At 58.3% G+C, this 16,757-nt stretch carries 15 protein-coding genes; 11 read left to right on the top strand and 4 right to left on the bottom strand.

Annotated features, from left to right (window positions below; all coding sequences use genetic code 11):
* Positions 1 to 4: 4 nt before the first annotated feature.
* Positions 5 to 427 (bottom strand): hypothetical protein, encoded by a 423-nt coding sequence (locus ACFSR7_RS11470; protein WP_378161560.1) that lies wholly within the window; start codon positions 425 to 427, stop codon positions 5 to 7.
* A 187-nt stretch (positions 428 to 614) separates the two neighbouring features.
* Between ACFSR7_RS11470 and ACFSR7_RS11465 the strand changes: the two genes are divergently transcribed.
* On the top strand, positions 615 to 932 hold the full coding sequence (locus ACFSR7_RS11465) for a YunC family protein (protein WP_378161558.1): 318 nt from the start codon (positions 615 to 617) through the stop codon (positions 930 to 932).
* A 64-nt stretch (positions 933 to 996) separates the two neighbouring features.
* Here the strand turns inward: ACFSR7_RS11465 and mtnA are convergent, their stop codons facing one another.
* Complete coding sequence (gene mtnA, locus ACFSR7_RS11460; protein WP_378161556.1) at positions 997 to 2,076, bottom strand: S-methyl-5-thioribose-1-phosphate isomerase; 1,080 nt, start codon at positions 2,074 to 2,076, stop codon at positions 997 to 999.
* 35 nt (positions 2,077 to 2,111) lie between these two features.
* On the bottom strand, positions 2,112 to 3,326 hold the full coding sequence (mtnK, locus tag ACFSR7_RS11455) for an S-methyl-5-thioribose kinase (protein ID WP_378161554.1): 1,215 nt from the start codon (positions 3,324 to 3,326) through the stop codon (positions 2,112 to 2,114).
* A gap of 225 nt (positions 3,327 to 3,551) precedes the next feature.
* Here mtnK and ACFSR7_RS11450 point away from each other — a divergent pair, with 225 nt between their 5' ends.
* From ACFSR7_RS11450 to ACFSR7_RS11405, 10 genes are all read left to right on the top strand, one after another.
* Positions 3,552 to 4,988: an NAD-dependent malic enzyme gene (locus tag ACFSR7_RS11450; RefSeq protein WP_378161552.1), complete on the top strand. Its 1,437-nt coding sequence runs from the start codon at positions 3,552 to 3,554 to the stop codon at positions 4,986 to 4,988.
* A complete protein-coding gene (locus ACFSR7_RS11445; RefSeq protein ID WP_378161550.1) occupies positions 4,985 to 6,361 on the top strand; it encodes a cryptochrome/photolyase family protein in 1,377 nt (458 codons plus the stop codon). Before ACFSR7_RS11450 ends, ACFSR7_RS11445 begins: the two co-directional genes overlap by 4 nt.
* 97 nt (positions 6,362 to 6,458) lie before the next feature.
* On the top strand, positions 6,459 to 7,034 hold the full coding sequence (locus ACFSR7_RS11440; protein ID WP_378161548.1) for a DUF1802 family protein: 576 nt from the start codon (positions 6,459 to 6,461) through the stop codon (positions 7,032 to 7,034).
* 193 nt (positions 7,035 to 7,227) lie between these two features.
* A complete protein-coding gene (gene sufC, locus ACFSR7_RS11435) occupies positions 7,228 to 8,007 on the top strand; it encodes a Fe-S cluster assembly ATPase SufC (protein WP_378115971.1) in 780 nt (259 codons plus the stop codon).
* Between the two features lie 24 nt (positions 8,008 to 8,031).
* On the top strand, positions 8,032 to 9,336 hold the full coding sequence (gene sufD, locus ACFSR7_RS11430; protein WP_378161547.1) for a Fe-S cluster assembly protein SufD: 1,305 nt from the start codon (positions 8,032 to 8,034) through the stop codon (positions 9,334 to 9,336).
* Complete coding sequence (locus ACFSR7_RS11425; protein ID WP_378161545.1) at positions 9,337 to 10,554, top strand: cysteine desulfurase; 1,218 nt, start codon at positions 9,337 to 9,339, stop codon at positions 10,552 to 10,554.
* Complete coding sequence (gene sufU, locus ACFSR7_RS11420) at positions 10,551 to 11,006, top strand: Fe-S cluster assembly sulfur transfer protein SufU (protein ID WP_378161543.1); 456 nt, start codon at positions 10,551 to 10,553, stop codon at positions 11,004 to 11,006. The genes ACFSR7_RS11425 and sufU overlap by 4 nt, the downstream gene beginning before the upstream one ends.
* A gap of 51 nt (positions 11,007 to 11,057) precedes the next feature.
* Complete coding sequence (gene sufB, locus ACFSR7_RS11415; RefSeq protein ID WP_378161541.1) at positions 11,058 to 12,455, top strand: Fe-S cluster assembly protein SufB; 1,398 nt, start codon at positions 11,058 to 11,060, stop codon at positions 12,453 to 12,455.
* 791 nt (positions 12,456 to 13,246) lie between these two features.
* Complete coding sequence (locus ACFSR7_RS11410; protein WP_378161539.1) at positions 13,247 to 13,975, top strand: glycoside hydrolase family 73 protein; 729 nt, start codon at positions 13,247 to 13,249, stop codon at positions 13,973 to 13,975.
* A 129-nt stretch (positions 13,976 to 14,104) separates the two neighbouring features.
* The gene (locus tag ACFSR7_RS11405) at positions 14,105 to 15,076 is read left to right on the top strand and encodes a C40 family peptidase (protein ID WP_378161537.1); all 972 of its coding nucleotides are present in this window, start codon (positions 14,105 to 14,107) and stop codon (positions 15,074 to 15,076) included.
* A gap of 550 nt (positions 15,077 to 15,626) precedes the next feature.
* Here the strand turns inward: ACFSR7_RS11405 and ACFSR7_RS11400 are convergent.
* A complete protein-coding gene (locus ACFSR7_RS11400; protein ID WP_378161535.1) occupies positions 15,627 to 16,673 on the bottom strand; it encodes an HD-GYP domain-containing protein in 1,047 nt (348 codons plus the stop codon).
* Between the last annotated feature and the right edge of the window lie 84 nt (positions 16,674 to 16,757).

Here is a 16,757-nt window from a genome sequence, read left to right as displayed (position 1 = left end):
GCCGTTAATCGGCAAAGTCGTCGATCTCGTTGAGACGGAAGGAGTAGACGCTTTTTTCATCGACATGGTAAACGGTCAGCAGCTCGTTGTCCGGATCGAAGTTGACGACCCGGCAAGGAACGCTGAGCTTGTCGCCCTTGGGCCGGTTCACTGTGATCCGGATCAAACGGGAAGTTTTGATATATTCGCGAATCCGCGAATCGAGCGAGTCTGTAAGTACCTGGTGTTTGGTTTTCGCTGCCTTTAATTCATTTTGAATGGTTTCGCCGAGCACGATGCCGGACTGAATGCGAAAGTCGGAATAGCCCCCCGCGTTCAATGAACTCAGCAGTCTCTCGAGCGCTTCCCCGTTCGTGCCCGCCTTCACCAGGATATCAACAGAAAATAGATAGGAACGTTCTGGGTTGTTGTCTGAAACTTTAGTCATGAGTTGCCCCCTATCTAACGACGATCTGTATCCATGGGATCAGGGTTTATAGGAATAATATATCATGAATGCTAGGCTCGACATAGTATTATTTTGGGTACCAGTCTATGTCCTGATGGGTCGAAGGGAGCATATGCTGAAATCAGAAAGCCGCGCTCCTCATCGTATCCGTTGGAGGTGAACGATAATGATCAAACTGGTGCCGATCGTCATCGACGGGTATACTGCTCTTGGCGTCGAGGTACTGCTCCCGAAAACGACGCTGCTGGCTGTGACGGTTGGAGACGGTTACATTATGTGCGGTGCGCTTGACGTCGCTTTGTTGAACGACAAGCTCAAAGACAGAGGCATCCTTGCCGGCCGCGCGGTCGGCGTAAAGACGCTCGATCAGCTGCTGGACGCGCCGCTGGAATCCGTTACTCACGAAGCCGAGCGTGCAGGCATCGTCCCCGGCATGCAGGGGCGTGCCGCCATTGCCCGCATGGCATCGTTGTCCGCGCAATAATAGGCTGTTCGATTGCAAATGCGGTTACTCGGAGAGTAACCGCATTTGATCGCCGCCACTGTCTTTATTCTTCGAACAGCTTGCGAAGGCCGACGTCGTATGGCGCAGTGACGATGCCTTTCTCGGTGATAATAGCTGTTACGAGCTCGCTTGGCGTGACATCGAAGGCGGGATTGTAGACTTTTACGCCTTCGGGCGCCGTCCTTTTGCCGAAGCCGACGGTCACTTCGTCCGCATGCCGCTCCTCGATCGGGATGCTGGCGCCGGTCGGCGTCGACAGGTCGATCGTGGACATCGGACAAGCTACGTAAAAAGGAATGCTGTGCGCCTTGGCGAGCACGGCAACGCCGTAGGTACCGATTTTGTTCGCTACGTCGCCGTTCGCCGCGACCCGGTCGGTGCCGACGATGACGGCTTGTACCCAGCCTTTGGACATGACGTGAGCAGCCATGTTATCCGTGATTAGCGTCACGTCGACGCCTGCCTGCTGCAGCTCGAATGCGGTGAGGCGCGCGCCTTGCAGCACCGGCCTCGTCTCGTCCGCGTACACCTTAAGCGCGATGCCTTGCTCCAGCGCAAGGTAGAAAGGAGCAAGCGCCGTGCCGTACTTGGAGGTGGCAAGCCCTCCGGCATTGCAGTGAGTGAGCACGCCCATGCCGTCCTCGAACAGCGTGAGCGCGTGCTCGCCGATGCGACGGTTGGTCTCGATGTCCTCCGCTTGAATCTGCTTCGCTTCGGCGAGCAGCGCCTCTACGGCTTCGCGGGTCGTGGCGCCGGAGGCAGCCAGCGTCTTCGCGCGCTCCTTCATCCGGTCGAGCGCCCAGAACAGGTTCACGGCCGTCGGCCTGGACGTTGCGAGGTGGGCGGCGTGGCGAAGCGCCTCGTCGGCCATCGCAGTCACGGGACCCGGAAAGTGCTGAACGCCGAGCACGACGCCGAACGCGGCAGAGATGCCGATCGCAGGCGCGCCACGGACGGCCAGATTGCGAATGGCATCCCATACTTCCTGTACGGTCGACAGGTTCAAATATACCGTTTGTTCGGGCAGCAGCCGCTGATCGAGCAGCTCCAGCGTGCCTTCGTTCCACCGGATCGGCTCCAGCACGCCTTTAATCGGGGCGCCCGATTGTTGAATGTCGCTCATCGTGAATTCTCCTTATGCTCTAGTTAATCGTATGGTCAGTTACGGTAGCCGGCAGCCGTCTCCGCAATCCCAACGAGATCCTCGATCGACGTTGCGCTGCGGTTGGACACGATCAAGCGGCGGGCGATCTCGATCGCAAGACGCTGCGCCCGTTCGCGCGCTTCTTGGTCGGGGATCGTCGCGATATCGGCGACTTGCGCGAGCCCGTAGATGCGTCTGAGCGCCTTGGCGCCTGCGAAGCCGATCGTATCCTGCAGCAGTCGTTTCATATAATCGTCCTGGTAGCCGGGGACGCTAAGCCGCTTGTCGATCCCGTGCTCGTCCCACAGCGCACGGAATTTGTTTTCGAACCGGGTCCACAGATCCGTAATCGTCTTGGTCAGATAAGCTCTGCGGTCTCGGCGGCCGGCTTCGTCAGGACTCCAGTGCTCTTGCCCGGCAAAGTTCAACAGCAGGTTCGCGACCGTTGCGCCGATATCGAAGCCCATAGGACCGTAATAGGCGAATTCCGGATCAATGACCTTGGTCGAAGTCGGCGTGACGAAGATACTGCCCGTGTGCAGGTCCCCGTGAAGCAGCGCTTGCGCTTGGGTCAGGAACTTTTCGCGCAGCTTGGCAGCCTCGAGCAGCAGCTCTTGGTCTCCCCAGACGGCCTCGGCGGCGTCGCGAAGATATGGCTCGATGTTATTGGATTCCGCGTCGTAATAAGGGAAGCTAAGCACGAAGTCTTCCGTAATCTTGCACAGATCGGGATTGATGAAACGGCCGAGCTGCACCTTCTTGTCCTGCTGGTTCATGCCGAGATCCGAGGTGAAGAATAGGGTGCGCGACAAGAACTCTGCGAGGTGCTCGGCAAAATCGGGATAAACGCCGCCTTCGATCAAGCCTTTGCGCATAATAACATGATCGCTCAGGTCCTCCATGATTGTGAGCGCCATATCGGCGTCGGAGCGGAACACGACCGGCACGAGGCCGGGGGCGAGCTCGCCCTGCTTGATCAGCGCTTCGCCCTCGATTCGAGCGCGGTCGAGACTAAGCGGCCAGGAATCGCCGATAATTTTGACGTAAGGGAGCGCTTGCTTGACGATGATGCTGCGTCCGGTCGCCGGCTGCGTAATATGGAAGACGAGATTCAGGTTGCCGTCCCCGATCTCGCGGGAGACGAGCTCTTCTCCTGTAGGAAATACTTCGACGATCGAGCGGGCGATCTCGACGGCTTCCGCTTCGCTCAGCGGGTGATACTTGCTCATGACAGGGCACCTCCGATAATGTACGCGGCTTGTCCGCAGCGGGCGGACGATCTAAAAGACAGTATAGAACAATTCACCCTGTAAGGCGAATGTTGACGGTCTTGATCCGGTTACTATTATAAAGGAAAAATGCGGCGGCGGAACAGCCGAATTCGCAGCCGGTTTGATGTTAATCAACTTGGCATGTTAAGGTAAATCCGAAAGAAGATACCGGGAGGGATATGGATGAACGGTTCAAATCTCATCGTGCGTCTCGAAATGGATACCGACAGGGCCGTCTTCGGCGCGATCGCGACCGCGATCGGGGCCGCCGGAGGCGACATCGTCGCGATCGACGTCATTCGGCCGGGGCAAAAGAGCATTCGCGATCTGACGATCCGCAGCGATGCGGGCCAAGAGGCGATCGCTTCAGCGATCCGCTCCGTGGATGGCGTCCGGATCGTCAACATCTCCGACCAGACGCTGCTGATCCATCTCGGCGGCAAGCTCGAGGTGACGCCGCGCATCAAGATCCGCACGCGCGACGATCTTTCCCGTGTCTACACGCCGGGCGTGGCGAAGGTGTGCATGGCCATCCACGAAGACCCGGCTTCCGCGTTTTCCCTCACGATCAAGCGCAATACGGTTGCCGTCGTCAGCGACGGCAGCGCCGTGCTCGGTTTGGGCAACATTGGCCCGGCCGCGGCGATGCCGGTTATGGAGGGCAAGGCGATGCTGTTCAAGGAGCTTGCGGACGTCGACGCCTTCCCGATCTGCCTCGACACGCAGGATTCGGACGCGATCGTCGAGATCGTGCGCAGCCTCGCGCCGGGGTTTGGGGGCATCAACCTAGAGGATATCTCGTCTCCCCGGTGCTTCGAGATCGAGCGACGCTTGCAGGAGCTGCTCGATATCCCGGTGTTTCACGACGATCAGCACGGCACGGCCGTCGTTCTGATCGCCTCGCTTATGAATGCGGCCAAATGCGTCGGCAAGCGCATGGACGCGCTCCGCGTCGTCGTCTGCGGCATCGGTGCGGCCGGCATGTCGATCGTCCGCATGCTGCATTCGGCCGGCGTGCCGTCGGTCGTCGCCGTCGACCGCGAGGGCATCCTGTCCGCCGATCGCGAGTACGCCAACCCGGCCTGGCAATGGTGCGCACAGCATACGAACCCCGAGGGCCGCACGGGCGGCTTGACCGAGGCCATCGCGGGGGCAGACGTCTTTATCGGCGTATCCGGTCCCGGCGTACTGAATGTAGACCAGGTCAAGTCGATGGCTGCCGATCCGATCGTATTCGCCATGGCGAACCCCGAGCCCGAGATTCGTCCCGACCTCATCCAGGGAATCGCCGCCGTCATCGGCACCGGGCGCAGCGATTACCCGAACCAGATCAACAACGTGCTCTGCTTCCCCGGCATCTTCCGCGGCGCGCTCGATTGCCGCGCGTCTCGCATCACAGAAGGCATGAAGCTCGCCGCAGCCAAGGCGATCGCCGCCGTCGTTACGGACGAGCAGCTCAGCAGCGAATATATCGTCCCGAGCGTATTCAACACTAACGTCGTCGAGAACGTGAGAAAAGCCGTCGTCGAAGCGGCTTATGCGGATAAGGTGGCCCGCCGTCAGGACAAGCGCAGTCTGAGCGACGACGACAAAGCCTCGCATGCGGAGAACGGCATTTGAAGCTGTTCATTCACCGTAAAGATTTGCGAACCTCGGATCTGCCGGCGCTGGACTACTTGGCCGCCGGCGGAGAGCCCGGCATGCATGCCTTGTTCCTCGATCCGTTCCTTCTTCGCGGGGAGCGATACCTGGAGCACAGCGGCGCCGGTTTTCTCCGCTCGGCTGGCCGCCTCGAACGCGCCTATATGGAAGCTGGGCGCAAGCTCAACGTTTTTTATGGGGAGCCCGCTTCCTTGCTGGGGCGCTTGCTCGACGCCCGGCCGGATATCCGCGAGGTTGTCGTGCACGAAGACTACACCCCGTATGCGATCAAGCGCGACCGCGAACTGAAGGGCGCGGCTTCGGCGCGGGGGGCCGCTTTTACCGTACTTCCGGATCTGTCGCTCGCTCCGATGCGCGATTTTCACGAATGGACGGGCCGCGATTCGCCGTACAAGGTGTTTACGCCTTTTTACCGGCAGTGGCGCGCTTTTATCGCGCAGCGCTATACGTCCGTTTATGCGAGCGGAGTGGGCGATCTGGTCACGGTCACCGCTTCGGACCTGCCGGATTGCGAATTGCCGCCGTCGCTGAGAGACGTCATGGACGCGCGGGACGGCCAAGCGTTCGAGCCGGAACGACGGCTGCGCGGCTTCCTGCGCGGCGCGCTGTCCAACTATGCGGAAGCGAGAGATTTCTATGCGCAGGACGGCACGAGCCGGTTGTCGGCTTCGCTGAACCGCGGCGAGATCTCGGCCAGGCGCCTGCATGCCGCTGCCGGCGGGCTCGCCTCGATTCAGTCGGAGAGCTGGCTGCGCCAGCTGGCCTGGCGCGATTTCTATCTCTATCAATCTCGTATGGACCCGGATTACTATCATTACGAAAAAAAGTTCGATCTGTCGGGCCTGGACGACCGCCACTTCGCGGCCTGGCGAGACGCGAGGACGGGCATTCCGGTCATCGACGCGGCCATGACGCAGCTGAACGAGACGGGCTGGATGCCCAATCGGCTGCGTATGATCACGGCGATGTTTTTGACGAAAAATTTGCGCTGCCCGTTTATTTACGGCGAACGGTATTTCCGGCTGAAACTATCGGATTACGATAACGCGCTTAATAGAGGCGGCTGGCTATGGGCTTCTTCGCTCGGCTTCGACGCCGCGCCTTACTTTCGCATCATGAATCCCGTAACCCAGTCCAAAAAGTTCGATCCGGCGGGCGAATATCTCCGAACCTGGCTGCCTCGCGCCTCGCTAAGCGCCGCCGTCTCCATACACGAGCCGACGCCGGACGCGATCGTCGATCTCCGCCAATCCCGGCTTGACGCGATCGCTGCGTACAAGACGATTATTCATAGCAATGCGCACCAACCAATGACGAATGACGATGTATGACTGGATTGATCGCCTGCTTGATCGCTTGCTTGCCTTGGCTTCCCCGCCCCGCATGCTATAATAAGGGAAGCAGAATTCGACAGGAGGCGTGACGCCGATGGATCAACCGATAGCGCTGAGAGAGTGGGCGGTGGCGGTCAAGGCACTGGAGGCGGGCAATCAGATCATGGTGCTGCGCAAGGGCGGCATTGCGGAGGAGACGAAGGAGTTTCGGCTGGAGAGCCCTTCGTTTTTCCTGTTTCCGTCCTACGAGCATCAGCGCGAGCATCTGGTCAAGCCGGGGGCGAGCCCGAGCGTGGCGGAGACGGTCGCGGCGTTTGAGAAGGAGCCGGGGACGGTGGTCGTCTCCTCGTATGCGGAGGTCGCGGGCGACATCGAAGTGACGGACAGCGAGACGCTGAGCAAGCTGGATCCGTTTCACTTGTGGACGGAGAACTATGCGGAAGAACGGCTCAAGTGGAAAAAAACGAAGCCGCTGCACGTTTTGCTGTTGCGCGTATACGTGCTGGATCAGCCGGTCGCGATACCGAACGACGAGCGGTACGGCGGCTGCAAGTCCTGGATTTACCTTGCTGAGCCGCTATCCGCGCTCAAGGCCCGTCCTGCATTAGAGGACGAGACGTTCGAAAATGAGGTGCGGGCGGTCCGTCTGGCACTCTCCGGCGGCCTCTAAAACGAGGGTCGGCCTCGCTTGAGGCTCGACCCGGTTTGCAATTTTCATGACATTTTCATAAAATGGTGGTTGAGAATCACTGAGAATCACTTTAGAATAGTTATAAATAAGAAATGGATCTTAAGTGGCGACCGCAGGTTGCTGAAAAAGGGGTCAACCCCACTTGGCGTCCGTATAACCTGGAGGGAAAACAATGTCCAATCTGTTCGAAATCAAGGGCCTGAAGTCGGAAATCGAAGGCAAAGAAATTTTGAAAGGCTTCGATCTGACAATCAAGGCTGGCGAAGTGCACGCGATCATGGGCCCGAACGGCACCGGCAAGAGCACGCTCGCTTCCTCGATCATGGGCCATCCTAAATATGAAGTAACCGATGGACAAGTTCTGCTGAACGGCGAAGACGTGTTGGAAATGGGCGTGGACGAGCGCGCGCTGGCAGGCCTCTTCCTGGCGATGCAGTATCCGAGCGAGATCACGGGCGTGACCAACGCAGACTTCCTGCGCAGCGCGATCAATGCGCGCCGCGGCGAGGGCAACGAGATTTCCCTCATCAAGTTCGTCCGCCAGATGGAAGCGAAGATGAAGGAGCTCGAGATGAATCCCGAGTTCATGCACCGTTATCTTAACGAAGGCTTCTCCGGCGGCGAGAAGAAGCGCAACGAGATTTTGCAAATGATGCTGCTCGAGCCGAAGCTGGTCATCCTTGATGAGATCGACTCGGGTCTCGACATCGACGCGCTTAAGATCGTCGCCGCCGGCGTTAACGCCATGCGTTCGGAAGAGCGCAGCTTCCTGATCATCACGCACTATCAGCGTTTGCTGAACTATATCAAGCCCGACTTCGTGCATGTCATGATGCAGGGCCGCATCGTCAAGTCCGGCGGTCCGGAGCTGGCGGAGCGTCTCGAAGCCGAAGGTTACGAATGGGTCAAAGAAGAACTGGGCATCGTCGACGAGACGGTCGGCCAAGCCTAAGAGGAAAAGGGAGGTCATACAACCATGAGTACGCCTACCGCCTCTTTTGGCCGCGAAGCCGCAGCCGGCATCGCCCGTAGCAAAAACGAACCCGCATGGCTCGTCGCCTGGCGCGAGAACGCCGGCGAGCTGGCATCCAAGCTCGAATTGCCTAAGCCTGAAAAAACGCCGATCCAGCGCTGGGCGCTGGACGCATACGGTACGGACCGTCCAGGCGCCGCGGTCGAATCGGCCGCGCAGCTGCCCGAAGCACTCGCGAAGCTGCTGCCGGCAGAAGCAGGCAGCGCGCTGATCGTACAGCACAACTCCTCCGTGGTCTTCACGAATTTGCCCGAAGACCTGAAGGCCAAAGGCGTCGTGCTGACGAGCCTCGAAGAAGCCGCGCGCAGCCACGAGGAGCTGCTGCGCCAACATCTGATGACGGCATACACGCCGGATGAGCACAAGCTGGCGGCGCTGCATGCGGCGCTGTGGAACGGCGGCGTGTTCCTGTACGTGCCGCGCGGCGTCGAGATCGAAGAGCCGATTCAGGCGCTGCTGTTCGCGGATGACCCCGAAGCGACCTTCGTGCCCCACGTCCTAGTCATCGCCGAAGCGAACAGCCGCGTAACGGTGGTCGAGAACGCCGCGACGGCGATCGGCGAAGCCGCTTCAGGCTTCGTGCTGAACGGCGCCGTCGAAGTGTTCGCCAAGGCAGGCAGCCAGGTCCGCTACGCGGCCGTGCATAGCCTTGAGACAAGCGCGATCGACGTATCCTACCGCCGTGCGATTCTGGAACAGGACGCGCGCATCGAGTGGATCGTCGGCGAGCTGCAGGACGGCAACATCCTGTCCGACACCAAGTCGATCCTGAAGGGCAACGGCTCTACGTCCGACGCCAAGATCATCACTGTCGGCACCGGCAAGCAGCGCATGAGCCTGACGACGGGCGCCGTGCACTTCGGCCTCTCCACCGAGAGCGACATGATCACGCGCGCCGTCATGAAGGAAGAGGGCACCGCCGTCATCAACGGCGTGACCAAGATCGAGAAGGGCGCGACTCGTGCCAACGGCCAGCAGACCGAAAAGGTGCTTATGCTGAGCCCCAAGGCGCGCGGCGATGCGAACCCGATTCTGCTGATCGACGAAGACGACGTCAAAGCCGGCCACGCAGCGAGCGTAGGCCAGGTCAATCCGGAGCAGGTGCACTATTTGATGTCACGGGGCATCTCGAAGACGGAAGCGGAGCGCCTGATCATTTACGGGTTCCTTGATCCGGTCGTATCCGAGATCCCGCTCGAGAGCGTTCGCGAGCAGATGCAGCGCATTTTAGAGAGGAAGTTGGGTTAAATGGACGCTCGCGCATTAAGAAGCGAATTCCCTATCCTGGATCAGGAGATTAACGGTCATCCGCTCGTCTATCTGGACAACGCCGCGACCTCGCAGAAGCCGCGCAGCGTCATCGACGCCGTGAAGCATTACTACGAGTTTGAAAATGCCAACGTCCACCGCGGCGTGCATACGCTCGGCTCGCGCGCGACGGACGCCTACGAAGGCGCCCGCGAGAAGGTGGCCCGGTTCCTGAACGCCGCTTCTGCGCGCGAGATCATTTTTAACCGCGGCACGACGACCGGTCTTAACATGGTGGCAGGCGGCTATGCCCGCCAGCAGCTGCGCGAGGGCGACGAGATCGTCATCACCCAGTCTGAGCACCATAGCAACCTGATACCCTGGCAGCAAGCCGCCAAGGCGACTGGTGCGACGCTCAAGTTCATTCCGCTTCAAGAAGACGGCAGCCTGAAGCTCTCGGACGTTGAGACGACGGTTACCGAGCGTACCAGGATCGTGTCGCTCGCCTATGTTTCCAACGTGATGGGGACGGTCCATCCGGTCAAGGAGATTGCCGCCATCGCCCACAAGAACGGCGCGATCATGGTCGTGGACGGCGCGCAGAGCTCTCCCCATATGAAAGTCGACGTACGCGATCTGGACGTAGATTTCTATGCGTTCTCCGGCCACAAAATGTGCGGTCCGACGGGGATCGGCGCCTTGTACGGCAAGACGGCGCTGCTCGAGAAGATGGAGCCGATCGAATTCGGCGGCGAGATGATCGACTTCGTCGAGCTGTACGACTCGTCCTGGAAGGAGCTGCCCTGGAAGTTCGAGGGCGGCACCCCGATCATCGCCGGCGCGGTCGGCCTCGGCGCCGCGATCGACTTTTTGGAGTCGATCGGGCTGGACGAGATCGACCGTCACGGCAGGGAGCTGTCCCGCTACGCATACGGCCGCCTGTCGGAGATCGACGGCATCGCGATCTATGGGCCGAGCGGCAACCGTTCGGGGCTCGTTACGTTTAATCTTGGCGACGTGCATCCGCACGACGTCGCCACGGTGCTCGACACCGAGGGCATCGCCATCCGTGCCGGTCATCATTGCTGCCAGCCGCTTATGCGCTGGCTCAAGGTGAGCGCGACGGCGCGGGCGAGCTTCTACCTTTACAACACCGAAGAAGACGTCGACCGGCTGGTGGACGCGCTGGTCAAGACAAAGGAGTTTTTCCAGTTATGAGCCAGTTGGACGATTTATACCGCCGCGTCATTATGGATCACTATAAAAACCCGCGCAACCGCGGGACGATGGACGACGAATCCGTCACCGTCAACCTGAACAACCCGACCTGCGGCGACCGCATCTCGCTGCAGCTGCACATCGAAGACGGCGTTGTTAAGAACGCTCGATTCACCGGCGAGGGCTGCTCGATCAGCATGTCCTCGGCGTCGATGATGACGGACGCGGTCAAGGGCAAGTCTACGGAGGAAGCGCTGGCACTCGCCGGCAAGTTTTCTTCCCTGATGAAGGGCGAGCAGGTCGAGTTCGACGAGTACGAGGACATCGACGCATTGTCGGGCGTCGGCAAGTTCCCAGCGCGCATCAAGTGCGCCACGCTCGCCTGGAACGCGCTGCGCAAGGGCGTCGAGCATGACGGTCAGGGCAAGGTCGAAGAAAACGTCGAGCAGTAAGCTTGAAGTCAGCATATACAGCACGATCACTTTGAAGGAGGGACAATCGTCATGGCGAAGCAAATGCCCGATATGGAAGAGTACCAATACGGTTTCCGCGACGAGCACAAGGCCGTATTTCAATCCGGCAAAGGCCTGACTCCCGAGATCGTCCGTACGATCTCGGAGATGAAGGGCGAGCCGGAATGGATGCTGAAATTTCGGCTGAAGTCGCTGGAGCAGTTCTACAAAATGGCAATGCCGACTTGGGGCGGCGACATGGACGGACTGGATTTCGAAGACATCCAGTACTACGTCAAGCCGTCGGAAAGGCAAGGCAAGACGTGGGAGGAAGTGCCGGAGGAAATCAAGGCGACCTTCGATAAGCTTGGCATCCCCGAAGCTGAACAGAAGTTCCTTGCGGGCGTCTCGGCCCAATATGAGTCCGAAGTCGTCTACCACTCGATGCAGGCGGATCTCGAAGCCCAGGGCGTCATTTTCACCGACACGGACACGGCCCTGCGCGAGCATCCGGAGATTTTAAAAGAATACTTCGCCACCGTCGTGCCGGCAGCGGACAACAAGTTCGCCGCGCTGAACAGCGCCGTATGGTCCGGCGGCAGCTTTATCTACGTGCCGAAGGGCGTCAAGTGCGAGATCCCGCTGCAAGCCTACTTCCGCATCAACTCGGAAAACATGGGCCAGTTCGAGCGCACGCTCATCATCGCGGACGAAGGCAGCTTCGTTCACTACGTCGAAGGCTGCACGGCGCCCGTGTACAGCACGAACTCCCTGCATAGCGCCGTCGTCGAGATTATCGTCAAGAAGGACGCGCGCGTCCGCTATACGACGATCCAGAACTGGGCGCCCAACATCTACAACCTCGTCACCAAGCGCGCCGTCGCCGAAGAGAACGCGACGATGGAGTGGGTCGACGGCAACATCGGCTCCAAGCTGACGATGAAGTACCCGGCCGTCATCCTTAAGGGCCGGGGCGCGCGCGGCATGGTGCTCTCCATCGCTGTCGCCGGCAAGGGCCAGCACCAGGACGCAGGCGCGAAGATGATCCACCTGGCGCCGGACACGACGTCCACGATCGTCTCCAAGTCGATCTCCAAGCACGGCGGCAAAGTCACGTACCGCGGACTCGCATCCTTTGGCCGCAACGCCGAAGGCGCCAAGGCGAACATCAAGTGCGATACGCTGATCCTCGACAACCAGTCGACGAGCGACACGATCCCGTACAACGAGATCTTTAACGACAACGTTACGCTCGAGCATGAGGCGACCGTCTCCAAGGTATCCGAAGACCAGCTCTTCTACCTGATGAGCCGCGGCCTGTCCGAAGCCGAAGCGACGCAGATGATCGTCATGGGCTTCATCGAGCCGTTCACCAAGGAGCTGCCGATGGAGTATGCGGTCGAGATGAATCGACTCATCAAGTTCGAAATGGAAGGCAGTATCGGCTAATCGCTGCAATCCGTCTCGGGATCGGCCCGAGCCAATAATGTTTAAGCCTGGAATCCGTAGAAATTTCTACGGATTCTTTTTTTATCAAGCGAAGTTCGCCGTGCTTTCCTTTTTGACTCTGACTCAGGATATGGCATATTGTGGCCAGGTAAACGCGCTTTCGGCATGTCGGAGCTTTTCATGTTGTTTTGCCGTGTAGAAAACCTGCATTTATACATGTATTTTCTGCTCACTTGCGACACTTGATGAAATACATGCAAATGTGCAGGTAAATTAAGGCTCAAGCCGAAAATAGGTCATGTGGAGGGAAATTGATGCATTTTTGCAGCTTTTCTGCTTAAATGAGCAGATATCGGCATCAAAAGATGTATATTTGCAGGCATTACGGCGATTGACCTATGCGGAAATGATCAACGACCGACGCGGGCGACGATCACCGATCGACTAACGACAGTCAACGAACGATGATCAAACGAACGACAATCACGAACGACAATTAACGAACGATGATCAACGAACGATGATCAACGAACGACAACAACGAACGACAATCCGCGCATCCACCGGAAAGGCTGTCGTATGAACCGAACATTCAGGGTTCCGCGCGAATCTAGTTTAGAAAGCAGACAAACCATAAAGGACCGCCAGGGTGAGCTTCTTGATCTTGCCGTGACGGTTTTTTTCGTGCAGCAAGCGGGTTGAACTCATGTTGATACAGCCCGGAATTCATAAGTGCCGCGATGGTAGTGCCAAAGCTTGAATATGATGCATAAGCCGAGGGAGGTGTTAATTTGGACAGGCAGACGTTTTTTGGCCTTCTTGGGCCGCAAGCGCATCAGGCGCGACTGGAGGGCTCGCCGCTTTTCCCAAGCGTTAGACTGGCTCAGAACTTGCTGGAGACGGGCGGCAAGATCGACGAGCACTATAATCTAGGCGGTATCAAGGCAGCCGGGGGAACGCCTAACCAGTGGTGGCACGGGGAGACATATACGACGCCGACTTGGGAATTTTTGAACGGCAAGCGCGTACAGGTCCTGGAGACATGGCGTTCGTATGACAGCGTATATGCCTTCTACAAGGACCAGGATTTATTGCTCGGCAATGCTCGGTATGCCCGCGTTCGCGCCGCCAAGACGGCTTCAGAGCAAGCGGAGGCGCTTCAGCTCAGCGGGTATGCGACGGATCCGGCTTATAGCAACAAGATTACTCAGCTTATTAAGACGTATAAACTGGCGAAATATGACGACTTCGACGGGGAGGAGGACGTGCCGATGACAAAGGAGGAGCGGGAACAGTTCGAGCTGCTTCAAACACGGGCGAATGAGCAGGTGGCGCAGATCAAATCGCTCTCCGACCGGCTCGCCTTGGTGGAAAACCGGCAGGTCATCGCCGAGCCGCCCGCATGGGCCGCAGCAGCCGTGCAAGCCGCGGTTGATGCGAAGCTGATCGACACGCCGCGAGGGGGCAGTTACGACTTCTACCGGCTGCTTACCGTACTGCATCGCAAAAACATCGTTTAAATCAGTCTAACACGCCGTCTAAGGCTTTTTATCCGCAGGCGCGGATCTGCGAAACGGCATAAATCCGTCGGCGTTTAACCATCCTAACGACAGAAAATCCACAAGGATGCTTCGGGGGGATGGTTAAGCATGCGTAATCGTATGTTCGCAAGGGCGACCTGCGCGGGGATCGCTGCGGCTGTACTGCTGGCGGGCGCCGGATGCACGGACAACCCGGGCGATACGGCCGATCTCAGCCAGCGATATGCGCCGGTAAGGGTGAAGTCGACGGAGCAAACGAAAGCAGACGAGAAGGCAGAGAGCAGCGTCATCAAGCTTCATAGCATTCACCGTACGGGTTATGTGTCGCTTGCGGACGTGGCGAAGGCGGCGGGGTATACCGGAAAATGGCTGGATGACGGCAGCTACGGCGTTGGCGATCATGACCCGAGATGGAAATTTCGGACGGGTGACAGCCAAGTACAGGCTGACGGCAAGGTGAGCAGGCTGCCGGCGCCTGCGGTGAAGGAAAATAACAGCTTGTACGTGCCGGCATCGGGTCTGTCCGCATTGTTCGGAAACGAGCTCGCCATGCGGACGAATAAAGATACGATTTCTCTGCTCCCCAGAGCCTTCGGCCATAACGCGGGCCACGGAGGAATGCCTTTTGTCGACGCGGTTCCCGGCGGCGCAAACGGCGGAAAGCTGCGAGTCGCATCCGCTTCAAGCGATGCTGCCGATATCATTGCGCACGGGCAAAAATTTCTCGGGGTCAAATATGACTTCGGCGCCGGCGATTACGAAAAGACAGGGCTGTTCGACTGTTCGTCGTTCGTCCAGTACCTGTTCGCGGATAAAGGCATTCTGCTGCCGCGTACGGCCAGGGAACAAGCCCAGCGCGGAACCTCGGTGTCGAGAAATGAGCTGCAGCCCGGAGATTTGATGTTTTTTTACGTACCCGGCCGCTTTAAGACGGACAATACGGTCGGTCACGTAGGCATCTACATGGGCGGCGGCAAAATGCTGCACTCAAGCCCGAAGCCGGAAGACGGGGTTCAGATTACGGATATCGACAAGGCGTATTGGCAGGATACGTTCCTGTACGCCAAGCGGCTGCTCTAGGGACGAAAGTACCGGGCAGGCGCATGAAAAAACCGCCAGGGGGATCGATGATCGCCCTGACGGTCCCTTTAAGGTGAGGCAGATTTCCGAAACTTGAGTCGTGCGAATCAGCTAGCGATGACTCATCCGGCAGCCGCTTAAATCGGTTGACTTGTCGTTGGACGGTCATTGCTTGTCGCCGCCCGTTTCGTTCCATCGACGTTAATTCCTGCAAATATACATCTTATTTCGTCGACGTCTACACATTTGAGCGGAAAAGATGCAAGAATGCATTTATTTTCCACCATCAGACCGATATCCGGCTCGTGCTTTGAATATACCTGCACATTTGCAGGATTTTTATCAAGCGCCGTTGATCGGCAGAAAATACATGTACAAATGCAGTTGTTTCAACCTGCCAAACATCGGCGAAGCTCCGGCACGCAAAGAGAACATGCTTACCTGTCCATAATTCGCCCCGTCCGAGTCAGGAAGGAATGCAAGCTGTATTTTATTATTTTTTGTATTTATGAAAAAAGCGCCGGCCGCTAAAGACCGGGGCTAGTCTTATTCATGTCGAGATCCGGTCGATCTCCAGGTTGTGCTCGACAGCCAGGTCGATAAACGTGTCGTCGACGTGAATGAGCGGACGGAACGGATCCGTGGGATGTGTCATGATGATCGTTCCCCAGCGTCCGTCGGACAACTGCGCGCGCTTGCCGATGAAGTTGGGGATCATCCGGTTAATGAAAGTCAGCGTCATCTCCGCGTCCAGTTCGTTGAAGCTTAGCCGGTATAACTCCTTGAGCACGCAGAGCAAGTCCCGCTTCTCCTGATAGACGCGGTCCGAGCTCATGGCGCTGTAAATGTCCGCGATCGCGATAACTCTGGACATCGGTTCAATCGCCTGGTCATGGAGCCGCTCGGGGTATCCCGTGCCGTCGCGTCTCTCGTGATGCTGGAGCGCGGCGACGGCGATCCCTTCGTCCGAACAGGAATCCGTCAGGATCTGGTAGCTGTGCAGCGAATGCTTTTTAATCTCCTCAAACTCTGTGTCGGTCAGGCGACCGCTTTTATTCAAAATTTCCTCCGGTACTCGGCATTTGCCGATATCGTGCAGGAAGCCCGCCATGCCGGCACGGATCTGGTCCTCTTCGCTCCATTCCAGCCATTTGGCCATGTAGAACGAGAGCATGCCGACCTGGACCGAGTGCTGGTACGTATATTCGTCCTGCGTGTGCATGCTCAGCATGAGCGATACGACGTCCCGTTCCTCCTGAAAATGCTGGACAAGCGGCTGGAAGCTCTCCTTGGCGTCCTCCTCGGAGATTTTCCCCTCCATGAGCGCTTGCTTGAACAGCAGCTCGCAGCCCGCGACGGCATCCTCGAACTTGTAATGAAGCTCGGGCGGGAACAGGTCGGCGGCGGTCTCCGATGCTTCGAACGAAGGGGAGACGCGCGTCTCGATGTCCACGTAATCGATTCGGTGCTGGTAAAGCCGGGACAAGTCGGACTCGTTCAAGATCGCGCCGCTGGACAGAACGTGCAGGCCGTAAGCGTTAAAGATATCTTGCGAGATTTGATCGCCAGCTTGCAAATCGGTAATATGAATTCGCATCGCACACCTCGCCGTATGGTCTTCTGCGGCATCAACGTCGGATAACCGCTTTCAAACCATATGTTACCAAGTATAAAGAATGCT

This window comes from Cohnella sp. GCM10020058, from assembly GCF_042683485.1.
In the GTDB taxonomy this organism is placed as follows: domain Bacteria; phylum Bacillota; class Bacilli; order Paenibacillales; family Paenibacillaceae; genus Cohnella.
This window is presented reverse-complemented; position numbering and strand designations above follow the sequence as displayed.